Origin of the sequence: Corynebacterium sp. HMSC074C11, assembly GCF_001809455.1 — a bacterium.
Lineage (GTDB): Bacteria > Actinomycetota > Actinomycetes > Mycobacteriales > Mycobacteriaceae > Corynebacterium > Corynebacterium amycolatum.
In genome coordinates, this window is the sequence record NZ_KV797730.1 from 1 (window position 1) to 11044 (window position 11044).

General features: G+C 58.0%; 7 protein-coding genes and 1 pseudogene. 4 read left to right on the plus strand and 4 right to left on the minus strand.

The window, feature by feature from the left end; all coding sequences use genetic code 11:
• On the minus strand, nt 1–2518 hold a 2518-nt coding region (locus HMPREF2614_RS05350; protein WP_070560393.1), incomplete at its 3' end, for a (Fe-S)-binding protein.
• Nucleotides 2519–2891: 373 nt separating this feature from the next.
• Between HMPREF2614_RS05350 and adhP the strand changes: the two genes are divergently transcribed.
• A complete protein-coding gene (gene adhP / locus HMPREF2614_RS05355; protein WP_070429398.1) occupies nt 2892–3953 on the plus strand; it encodes an alcohol dehydrogenase AdhP in 1062 nt (353 codons plus the stop codon).
• A 22-nt stretch (nt 3954–3975) separates the two neighbouring features.
• On the opposite strand, the gene HMPREF2614_RS05360 is transcribed toward adhP, so the two are convergent.
• A complete protein-coding gene (locus HMPREF2614_RS05360; protein WP_070560395.1) occupies nt 3976–4485 on the minus strand; it encodes an NAD(P)-binding domain-containing protein in 510 nt (169 codons plus the stop codon).
• A 60-nt stretch (nt 4486–4545) separates the two neighbouring features.
• On the opposite strand from HMPREF2614_RS05360, the pseudogene HMPREF2614_RS05365 reads away from it, so the two are divergent.
• Nucleotides 4546–6119: pseudogene (locus tag HMPREF2614_RS05365) on the plus strand (AMP-binding protein); the annotation flags it as partial.
• 270 nt (nt 6120–6389) lie between these two features.
• On the opposite strand, the gene HMPREF2614_RS05370 reads toward HMPREF2614_RS05365, so the two are convergent.
• Nucleotides 6390–7166, minus strand: a complete 777-nt coding sequence (locus tag HMPREF2614_RS05370) for an enoyl-CoA hydratase (RefSeq protein ID WP_070560397.1) — start codon at nt 7164–7166, stop codon at nt 6390–6392.
• Between the two features lie 380 nt (nt 7167–7546).
• On the opposite strand from HMPREF2614_RS05370, the gene HMPREF2614_RS05375 reads away from it, so the two are divergent.
• Nucleotides 7547–8605 carry a chymotrypsin family serine protease gene (locus HMPREF2614_RS05375; protein ID WP_070560399.1) on the plus strand — a complete coding sequence of 353 codons (1059 nt, stop codon included), beginning with the start codon at nt 7547–7549 and terminating at the stop codon, nt 8603–8605.
• Nucleotides 8606–8828: 223 nt separating this feature from the next.
• Here the strand turns inward: HMPREF2614_RS05375 and HMPREF2614_RS05380 are convergent, their stop codons facing one another.
• On the minus strand, nt 8829–9578 hold the full coding sequence (locus HMPREF2614_RS05380; protein WP_070560401.1) for a YcnI family protein: 750 nt from the start codon (nt 9576–9578) through the stop codon (nt 8829–8831).
• 355 nt (nt 9579–9933) lie between these two features.
• Here HMPREF2614_RS05380 and HMPREF2614_RS05385 point away from each other — a divergent pair, with 355 nt between their 5' ends.
• Nucleotides 9934–10980, plus strand: a complete 1047-nt coding sequence (locus tag HMPREF2614_RS05385) for a chymotrypsin family serine protease (RefSeq protein WP_070560403.1) — start codon at nt 9934–9936, stop codon at nt 10978–10980.
• Nucleotides 10981–11044: the final 64 nt, after the last annotated feature.

The window sequence follows — 11044 nt, forward strand, 5'->3', positions numbered from 1 at the left end:
CCGGAGCTGGAGCACCCTTCTTGGCACCACCCGGAGTCGGTGCGCCGCTCTTAGCGCCGCCAGGCTTTGGAGCGCCACCTGGGGTCGGAGCGCCGCCCTTGGCGGCAGCGCCTGCAGCAGCACCAGCAGCTGCGGCACCAGCGCCGGCAGCAGCAGCCTTTTCTGCCTTCTTCTTCTCGGCAGCCTCGGCCTTCTTGCGCTTAGCTTCCTCTGCCTCGAGGCGCTGACGCTCTTCCTCTTCAGCCTTCTTCGGATCGACCCAGCCACGCTCTGGCTGCTCAATCCACTCCGGCTCACGTGCCTGTGGCAGCTCGCCGTCGACCTTCACAGAGTCGCGGAGCATCTGGGCGATGTCCAGGACTTCCGGCTTCTTCTCGTCGTCCTCGATGACGTTGTTGACGCCGTCATTCATCATCGTCTTACAGAACGGGCAGCCGATGGCAATTGCCTCAGCGCCAGTGCCGACAGCCTCTTCGGTGCGGTTGACGTTGATGCGCTGACCGATGGTTTCTTCCATCCACATACGCGCGCCACCAGCACCACAGCAGAAGCCGGTGTTCTTGTTGCGCGGCATTTCGACGAGGTTAGCGCCGGACGCGCCAATCAGCTCGCGCGGAGCCTCGAAGACCTTGTTGTGACGGCCCAGGAAGCATGGGTCGTGGTAGGTGACCTGGCGGCCCTGGCCGGAAGCAACCGGCTGCAGTCGGTTAGCGCGAACCAGCTTGTTCAGCAGCTGGGTGTGGTGGACAACCTCGTACTGTCCGCCCAGCTCTGGGTACTCGTTCTTGAAGGTGTTGAAGCAGTGTGCACAGGTAACAACAATTTTGCGCTGCTTCGGCGGCACACCGTCGAAGACCTCGTCGAGCTGCTCGATGTTCTGCTCTGCCAGCATCTGGAAGAGGAACTCGTTACCAGCGCGGCGAGCGGAATCACCAGTACAACCCTCAGCCTGGGAGAGTACAGCGTACTTCACACCGGCGGTGTAAAGCATTTCTGCAACAGCCTTGGTGGTCTTCTTCGCATTGTCGTCGTAAGCACCGGCGCAACCGACCCAGAACAGGTATTCGGTGTCGTCGAAGCTCTCGACATCTTCGCCCCAAATCGGGACGACGACGCCTTCCTTGCGGACCTCGTTAATCCAGTCGGCACGAGTGGAAGCGTTCTGACCCCACGGGTTGCCCTTGGTCTCGAGGTTCTTGAACAGGCCAGCCAATTCGGTCGGGAAGTCCGACTCGACCAGAACCTGGTAGCGGCGCATATCGACGATGTGGTCGATGTGCTCAATATCAACCGGGCACTGCTCGACACAGGCACCACAGTTGGTGCAAGACCACAGGACATCCTGATCGATGACGCCTTCGTCACCGTCGCCAACCAGCGGCTTGGTCAGGAGTGCTGCGCCAGCGCCTTCGCCCTCGCGAGCGGTTTCGATGGTCTCGCCAGCCAGCAGGTACGGGGCAGAAGCGTAAGCGTGGTCACGCAGCTGGTTAACCAGCAGCTTCGGGGACAGTGGCTTGGACGTGTTCCATGCCGGGCACTGCTCCTGGCAGCGGCCACACTCAGTACAAGAGGTGAAGTCCAGCAGAGCCTTCCAGGAGTGGTCGGTGACCACACCGGTACCCATGGAGTCAACTTCTGGGTCAGCCTCTTCCAGGTTCAAAATCTCGCCGTTAGAGGTCATCGGCTTAGCACTAGCGAGGGCGTTGTAGCCATCAGCGTTGCGCTTGAGCAGGATGTTGGCGAATGCCAGGAAGCGGTGCCATGCGACACCCCAAGTCAGGTTGCGGCCAACAACGAAGAGCCAGACCATACCGGACAGCAGCTTAATCAGCGCGAAGATGGACACCATGACTTCGGAGGCCGGCAGAATCTGTGCGATACCGCCGGTGACGAAGTTCGCCCAGTTCCAGACCTCGGCGTGATGGGAGTCGCCGTAGGTAGCCAGCTTGGCTGCCTTGACGAACATCATGCCCAGGCCCTCGATGAGGACGACAGCCTCGACGAAATAAGCAGCACCAGCGTTGGAGCCGTAGAAGCGGCTCAGGCGCTCCTTGCCCAGGTTGGTCTGGCGGACGATGATTAGCGCCAGGATGCCCAGGGTGGTGCCCAGGCCGAGCAGTTCGTCGATGAAGTGCCAGGCGGTCAGATTCCTGAGGATTGGCCAACCACCGGCTGGCCAGAAGGTCTGAATGTAAGCCTCGAACCACACCAGGGAGCCGAGGAGGAAGCCCACCATGACGAACCAGTGAGCCACAGCAACGCCGGGCTTCTTGGCCATCTTGGTGTGACCGACGATCTCTCGGATCATGGTCCAAATACGGGTTCCCCATTCACCGGTGTGACCGTATGTCTTTTGGCCCACCATGATGGTCTTCACCATATGGGTGAATCCCTTGATAAAGATGAACCAGCAGGGCAGGGACAACAGGACGCCAATAACGCCGACTGCGACGGTGAATCCGGTAGATTCCGGAATCGCCGTGTCAGCCGTCGCTGCGGCGAGGTTGAGCACGCTCATAATGTTCCTTCTAGGCTGGCTCAGCCAGGGTGATGGCTGAGTGAAAATAGTTCTCTTGTGAGTTGTATCACGAGCCAAGGACGTGTACATAACTAACGCCGTAATTAGTGCTGAAATCATGGCTATGCGGTGTAACCTGCGCGTTTTCGGCGATTTTCGCAACGAATGGGTTTCTTAATTCCGTCCGCTGATCATGCTCTAAATATGTTTCATTAGAAAAATAAGGGTTTACAGTGTGGCGTGCGTCACTGTATGCTGACTTTTGCGCCCCACAGTTTTACAAACGAAACGAAATATACTAATGCAAACCGTTTTTAAAAAGCGTGGGGTTGCACGTCAGTTGTTTTCCGACCAGTCAAGGAGTTGATTGATTATGACCTCCGTGCAGCCAGACCGTGTCCGTTCTGGGCAGTCCTCCCAGTTCACTGCCGCAGTTGTTGATGAATTCGGGCCAAACCTCAATGTTCGCGACGTCGATCTGCCAAAGCCGGGGCTGAATCAGGCGCTCGTGAAATTGATTGCCTCCGGCGTCTGCCACACTGACTTGCATGCGACAGAGGGGGACTGGCCGGTGAAGCCGGAGCCGCCCTTCATTCCGGGGCATGAGGGAATCGGTGAGGTGATCGAGCTCGGTCCTGGAAAGCATTCGGTCAGCGTGGGTGACATTGTCGGCAATGCATGGCTGTGGTCCGCGTGTGGCGACTGTGAGTACTGCCGGACCGGTCGTGAGACTCAGTGCAACGACGCCGAGTATGGCGGCTATACCCAGGACGGTTCCTTTGGCGAGTACATGCTGGTCGACACGCGGTATGCCGCTCGCATACCGGAGGGCGTGGACTACCTGGAGGCTGCGCCGATTCTCTGCGCCGGCGTGACTGTATATAAGGGCCTCAAGGTTTCCGAAACGAAGCCGGGTCAGTTTATGGTGGTCTCCGGCGTCGGTGGATTGGGGCATTTGGCGATCCAGTACGCCAAGGCGATGGGTATGCGTGTAATCGCCGTGGATATCGCGGAAGACAAACTCGACCACGCAAAGGAGTGGGGTGCCGAGTTCGTGGTAAACGCCAAGGATGAGGATCCGGTCCAGGCGGTTCAGGCCTATACCGATGGTGGAGCTCACGGCATTCTGGTCACTGCTGTCCATAGGGATGCGTTCGGCCAGGCTCTTGGTATGGCGCGCCGCGATGGAACCATTGTCTTCAATGGCCTTCCGCCGGGGGAGTTCCCGGCGAGTGTGTTCGACATTGTCTTCCGCAATCTCACTATTCGTGGTTCACTTGTCGGCACGCGCCAGGATATGGCCGAGGCTCTCGACTTCTACGCCCGCGGGCTGGTCAAGCCGACCGTTAAGGAGTGCTCGCTGCATGAGATTAATGACGTCTTCGAGCTGATGCGCCAGGGCAAGATCGATGGTCGCATGGCCATTCGCTACTAGCCCCAGGAGTTAGTTGGCGCTTCTATTCCTCGACCGCCTGCCTCATCTGATCTGCAGATAGCCACACTCCGAAAAGGTCGCCGTCGGGCCTAAATCGCTTGCCGACGCTCACGTCAACGGGCACGGGTTCAAATCCGAAGGCTTCGACTGTTGCTCGTGCGGCCTCGAGGGCCGCCGGGTCAGTCGACATGACCGCGATTGCTCGGCGCGGTGCGCCCTCGGCGATCTCTTCCGGGGTTCGGTAGTCGCTAATCAGTTCTTCATAGGAGACGTGGTTTAGCGTCTTGGCGATGTGGGCCCCTGGGGATCGCTTGGCGAGGTCCGCCGTTGTTACGGACTCTGCGGAGTTGGTTCCGGTGGCCTCCCAGGGGTTGGTGGCGTCGATAATTGTTCCGCGCACTTTGGAGAGGTCGAAGTTTGCCACCTCTGTATTCGGGACCGCGAAGATGACGACGTCGGCAAGCGAAGCTAGCTCTTCATAGTCGACGACGGTGGCGGTGGGCAGCACGGTGGAGATGATTGCCTCGCGCATGGGGCCTGGGCGGGAGGTGGCGAGAATTTTGAAGCCGGCCGCGGCGCCGACCCCGCGACCGCGGACAAGGAAGCGTTGGTTATCACCGAAATCGACGGCGGTGCTACTCGGCGCACCTTCGCGGAACTGTCACGGCGCTCCGACCAGCTGGCGAACTGGCTGCTCGGGCTCGGCGCCCGCCGTGGCGACCGCGTCATGTTGATGCTGAACAACCAGGTCGAACTCTGGGAATCAATGCTCGCCTGCATCAAGGCGGGGCTGGTGCTCAACCCTGCGACCGCAATGCTCGGCACAGCGGACCTGCAAGATCGCGTGGAGCGCGCCGAGGTGCGCTGGGTGGTGGTCAACCCGGACGATGCCACGAAGTTCGACGGCGTCGACGCAGACATCACCGTCATTCAGGTCGGCTCGGAAGCGAAGCCGGCGCAAGGCGCGCACCCGACCGTCTTCTACCGTGAATCGCACACCGCACCGGAGGGCTTCACCCCGCAGCAGGAGACCGCGGCCGACGAGACGCTGCTGCTGTACTTCACCTCCGGCACGACATCCAAGGCGAAGCTTGTCGAACACACGCACACCTCCTACCCAGTGGGGCACCTGTCCACCATGTACTGGATTGGCCTGGAGCCCGGCGATGTGCACCTCAACGTAGCCGCGCCCGGCTGGGCGAAGCACGCCTGGTCGAACTTCTTCGCGCCGTGGATCGCGGGGGCGACAATCTTCCTGTACAACTACACGCGTTTCGACGCCGCCGCGCTCATGGGCAAGATGGCCGAGGAGGGCGTCACCAGCTTCTGCGCCCCGCCGACCGTGTGGCGAATGCTGGTACAGGCGGACCTGACCCGGCTCAAGACCCCGCCGAAGAAGCTCGTTGCTGCAGGTGAGCCGCTGAATCCTGAGCTCATCAACATTGTGGAGCAGGCGTGGAAGACCTCCATTCGCGATGGTTTCGGGCAGACGGAATCCAGCGTTCAGATTGCCAACACGCCGGGCCAGAAGGTCAAGCCGGGGTCGATGGGTCGCCCGCTGCCAGGCATGGATGTGGTTCTGATTGACCCCGCGACCGGCGAAATCGGAGACACCGGCGAGATCTGCCTGAACCTCGCCCCCGGCCCGTGGGCCTCACGCCGGGTTACTACGGAGCGCCGGAGAAGAATGACGAAGTCTTCGCCGATGGCTACTACCACTCGGGCGATATCGCCGAGCGCGACGCCGACGGGTACATCTCCTACATTGGGCGTGCCGACGACGTCTTCAAGGCGTCGGACTATCGATTGTCGCCGTTTGAGCTCGAATCCGTGGTGATCGAGCATCCCTCGGTGGCGGAGGTGGCGGTAGTGCCGTCGCCGGACCCGATTCGTCTGGCAGTGCCTAAGGCATATGTTGCGTTGGTGGCGTCCGCCGAGCCGTCCGCTGAGGTGGCGGAGTCGATCCTCAAGTACTGCCACGACAATCTGGCACCGTACAAGAGGATTCGCCGCCTTGAGTTCTACGAACTGCCGAAGACGGTGTCCGGCAAAATTCGCCGTGTTGACCTGCGTAAACGCGAAGGTGAGATCCACGCCAGTGATGGCGGCGAGTCCAAGGCCTCGACCGAGTACGCGGACACTGACTTCCCCGGTCTGAAGGGGTAGGGCGGTAGGCGGGAGGTCGGCGGTCAGCGTCGGCCCCTCCCTGGGCGGTCTTGGCCCCGGTGCGGCCTTGCCTCCCCCCCCCCCTTGAAATGTTTTTGCCAGCTTTTTGTAGGAAGTAACCGCGAATTCGGCGCTACTTCCTACAAAAAGCTGGCAAAAACGTGCGTGTGGTGCGCTGGTGGGCGTTCGCGCCGACATTTACCGCGCACACGTCCCGCACCCCGCACCTCCTGCACGGCACACGCCTGCGCCCCCGCGCCCCGCGCACTCTTAGGAATTGGTGAAGTTTGCCTCACGCTTTTCGGTGAAAGCGGCCATGCCTTCCTTCTGGTCATTGGAGGAGAATAGGGAGTGGAAGGTGCGACGCTCAAAGAGCAGTCCCTGCGACAGCGTCATTTCGTAGGCCTGGTTAATCTGTTCCTTAATCTGGGTAGTGGCAACCAGCGACTTCGACGCAATGGTGTCGGCGACCTTCAAGGCCTCGTCGAGAAGCGCCTCCGGTTCGACGACGCGGGCGACCAGGCCTGCGGACTCGGCCTCCTCGGCACCCATCATGCGCCCGGTCAGGCACATCTCCATGGCCTTGGCCTTGCCGATTGCGCGAGTGAGGCGCTGCGAGCCGCCCATACCCGGAGAGATGCCGAGGTTAACCTCAGGCTGGCCGAACTTGGCTTTAGCGCCAGCGATGATGAAGTCCGCCATCATGGCGACCTCGCAGCCACCGCCCAGTGCGTAGCCGTTGACGGCGGCGATAACTGGAGTGCGGACGGAAGTCAGAACATCCCAACGTGCGAACCAATCGGAGATGTACATCTCGGTGCCGGACTTGTCCGCCATCTCCTTAATGTCCGCACCTGCGGCAAACGCCTTCTCGGAGCCGGTGATGATAATCGCGCCAATGCCTGCATCGCTGTCGAAAGCGGTGGCTGCTGCGCCGATCTCTTCCATGGTCTTGTGATTGAGGGCGTTCAGCGCCTTCGGGCGGTTCAGGGTAATAATGCCGACGCGACCGCGGGTTTCGGTGAGGATGTTGGTGTACTCGGACATATTCGTGTCTCCAAAGCGGTAATAGAAATCAGGTTGTAAGCGAGGTTACCCGTGAGGCTGGATTTGGGTGGGGCTTCACGACGATTGCATCGCCGCTTTCCTGGGTGGGAAAGCGGCGGCAGGGTAGGTCAGCGCGGTCGGGAATCTATTTTGTGGCGTCTTATGGGCGGAGCTGGAGTAACGACGTTATAAGAAAGTGCCGAAAACTTATTCACCTTTTGATGCCAAATGGAAGGTTTCCTCTTATGCTTACGACGAAGCTAGCAGTCCAATCGCGACAAAAGCTCATCAGATGACCGAAAACCTACGCAAAAGTTTGCATCCGCGGGCATATGTGGGGTCCATCGAGTGAAATGACTAAGCGCCACAGGAGTATTGATATGAATCCGGAAATGGAGACACGCTCGCTTACATCATCGAGTGTCGGTTTGGTCACCGAGGGAAACGGTAAGAGGGGCAAGTCATTCAAGCAACGAGTTTGGGCTTCAACAATTGCGGCTTTGCTGGCAGTGGGGCTGACTGCATGTGATGCAGATTCTTTGAAAAACGCTATGGGGGTCGGAGAAAGCTCTGCAACATCAACTTCGCAGGGAGAAAATGCAGAGCAGTCTCAGGGCGATGACAGCCAATCTTCGACTAGTGCGCCCAGTTCGGGGATGGAAAAACCCGGTGATAGTGCCGATAAATCAGACACCGGTACAGCGGAATCGGGCACCGATGTTGAGGGGATGGGTGATGGTTCGACCAAGCTGGAGCCTAGTAATCCAGAGAATGAGAAAATCTACCGCAATAGTCAAGGATGGGAGTTCCTCGAAAACTCAGCGCTTATTGCGCCGGGAGCTCGCTTTCTTGTGAAGGGTGCTGATGATTCGACTTCATCTTGTTCTTTTGCGTGGTGGGTGTACAACAAGGATGAACCCCGGCGACACTACATTACAAGTGCTGGGCACTGCGGGAACAAGGGAGACAACGTATACGTAGAGGATGAAAAAGGGAAGTTCTATAAAGTCGGACAATTTGTCTGGAGTTCGCTCGATCTGGAGGCTAAGAACAATCCGACAGATCATGCATTGATTGAGTTGACTGTTGACCCTAAGTATGTTCACGGCACTCCCATGCTCAAGGGTGCGGAGTTAGCGGGCTGGGCAAGTCCTCAATGGCTTGAGCAAGAACAACCTCGCGTTTGCCGTCTTGGGTACCGTAGTGGGCTTTCATGTGGCCCCTACAAAGAGACTGTGGGGAGCTACATGTTCGGCTTCGGAAATATTTCGGACCATGGCGATTCTGGCGGGGCAGTTTGGGCTGTGGATCCAGAAGACCCAAACCGGATTTATGCAGTGGGGATGACAAGTTACGGCTTCCCTCATGACGCAATTTCAAATGGTGCCGCAGCTCTATCTCCGTTGATTAAGCAGTTTAATTTGACCATTCTCCAGTGACTCGCCCGCTAGGTTGAGCTGCTCCTCATGGGTTGGACCGGAGGGCCGGTAGCTTTCTAGCAGAGGGTGTTTGGTCGCGGAATGATGAAAGGGCCTGGTTCCAATTAACTATCGGAAACCAGACCCTTGAATCCTTATTCGCTTAGAAAAACCGTTTCAAAAATTCAATGGTTCGTCCGTGTCGGTGAAAGCAGGAAAGCTCTTCAAGGAACGTCAAAGCGATTTAGCCTCGCTTGCGCAGTGAAACTACCAATGCGGCAATACCGGTGAGCGCGCCCACGAGGCCGAGTCCCAGGCCCCAGCCGCCAAGCGTGCTGCTGGAATCCTCGCTGGTGGCAGCTGCGGAATGCTCGATGTCATCCGAGTGGTTATCGCTGTGCTCTGTCTCGTCGGTGCCGTGATTATTGCCGTGGTCATGACTGTGACTGTGGTCGTGACCGTGGCTATGTTCATCGTCCTCCGACTTCTCAACCAGGTCCACGGTTGGGGCCGGGTAATCGCTATCGTGGTCCTTTTCAGCCCAGTTCATCGACCCTTTTTCACAGGTCTGCAGTGTCGGCACCTTAACCGTCGACGGCTTCGCGTCATCAGCCACCTTCACGCTGAGCGTTAGAGAATCCTTCAGGTCCGATGGCAGTGGCGTCTTTGCGGTGTAGATGACCTTCTGTACTTTTTCATTTTCACCGGAGCCAGTCGACTCCTTTGTGACATCCCAGTTCGCATTCACGTTTGGCGTGACCTTTTCGAACTCCTCCGGGATGGTGAACTCTACCTTCGCCGTTGGCGAACCGTCGCAGCCATGACCGACACCGAAAGCCAGATCGGCGTAACCGCCAATTGGCGCAGACGACGGGGTTGCATGCACATGTGCGGATGCAATGGCGGGGAAGGTGAGGGTTAGTGCGGCGCTTGCCGACGCTACTGCGAGCCCACGGAAAAAGGGGAAATGGTGTCGTTGTGCATTCTGAGGCACGAAAACTCCTTGTATACGAAAAATATGGAACGAGTACGTGGCTCGACCTGCCTAAGGCATGTCGGAAATGCATTTTCGGAGTTTCCAAAAGCTGATTGACGCTGGCTCAGAGCAACGACGAAACTAATTAATTACGGTAAATGCGGGTTAGTCGTTGCAGGGGCTGGCATGGATGAGCTGGTAACCGCGGAAGCACTCACAAATTTAGCTTGTTACCTCTGCTTGGTTTTCAATTCTCTGCTTTAACCTTTTGGCTACCCCAGGGGAGAAAATTTCAAATTTTTGAACCTTTTGGCCTCCTGCGGACTCTAAGTCAGTGAAATGCAAAGCGCCTACTGAGCAGCAGGAGATAAAAATGGCTAAGCGTCTGTCTGGCAATTTCACCGAATCTGAAAATTTCGGTACCTCCTTTGACGCGGCTGATCGAAACAGCGGCAATAAATCTCGTAGCAACGGCAATGCTCGCCGAAAGCTGCGCGCTAGTGTGTTGGCTGCTGTAGGTGCTGCGTTGGTGTCGCTGACCGCGTGTGGTGAGGTAGTTGATTCAGCGCAGGATGTCGCTAGCGCGGCTGACCACTCAACCCACTCAACGGGGGCTGCTGAAATGGGCGAGAGTGGCATCGCAACGCAGGCGCCGTCGTCAAACGTGGCCGACGCATTGGATGCCTCAGCTATCGGCGGCAATCGTGATGCTCAGCGCAGTGTCGCGTCCAACCCTCTCAATCAGAATGACAACTCTCAGCGCCAGATTATGCACAGCAGTGAAGGCTGGGAGTTCCTGGAAAATGTGGGCAGCATCATGCCCGGCGGAAAGTACTCCGTTCTTCATGGAGATGGCACTGCCTCGGAGTGTTCCTTTGGCTGGTGGGTGTTCAACGAAGCTGAACCAAATCGGCATTATATGGCCACTGCAGGGCACTGCGGTGAAGGAGGGGATTTGGTGTACATCGAAGATTCCGAGGGCGAGACGTACCAGGTCGGAGAATTTGTCTGGAGTCAGTTTGACAATATTGTAGCAGGTGTTGATCACGCGTTAATCGAACTGACCGTTAATCCCGAATTTGTCACCGGTACTCCGCCGATTGAAGGGGTGCAAGTGGTTGGATCGGCTGACCCTGACTGGCTTACTGCGACGCAGCCGATGATTTGTCGACTTGGTTACCGCACCGGTATTTCCTGCGGTCAATTCCGTTCGGTGGAAAGTGGTGTGGCCTTTTCCTATGACGGCATCGTTGATCATGGTGATTCCGGTGGTGCAATCTGGGCCGTGGATCCATCGGATTCAACCAAGATTTATGCGGTGGGGATTACCGCGTACATGTTTACGGAAGATGCCACGAACTCGGGAGCGACTGCGTTGCAGCCGCTGTTGGCTCAGTTTGGTCTCACGGTGGTGGGCTAAAGGAGAGCCTGAAAACGGGAAGAGCTACCTATGTGTGGCGGGGAAGACTGGCAAAAGGGTGCCG

What these genes read in the sequence shown, in the direction of transcription:
- adhP (WP_070429398.1), top strand. Translation starts at nt 2,892, where the DNA reads ATGACCTCCGTGCAGCCAGACCGTGTCCGTTCTGGGCAGTCCTCCCAG.
- HMPREF2614_RS05360 (WP_070560395.1), bottom strand. Translation starts at nt 4,485, where the DNA reads ATGCGCGAGGCAATCATCTCCACCGTGCTGCCCACCGCCACCGTCGTC.
- HMPREF2614_RS05370 (WP_070560397.1), bottom strand. Translation starts at nt 7,166, where the DNA reads ATGTCCGAGTACACCAACATCCTCACCGAAACCCGCGGTCGCGTCGGC.
- HMPREF2614_RS05375 (WP_070560399.1), top strand. Translation starts at nt 7,547, where the DNA reads ATGAATCCGGAAATGGAGACACGCTCGCTTACATCATCGAGTGTCGGT.
- HMPREF2614_RS05385 (WP_070560403.1), top strand. Translation starts at nt 9,934, where the DNA reads ATGGCTAAGCGTCTGTCTGGCAATTTCACCGAATCTGAAAATTTCGGT.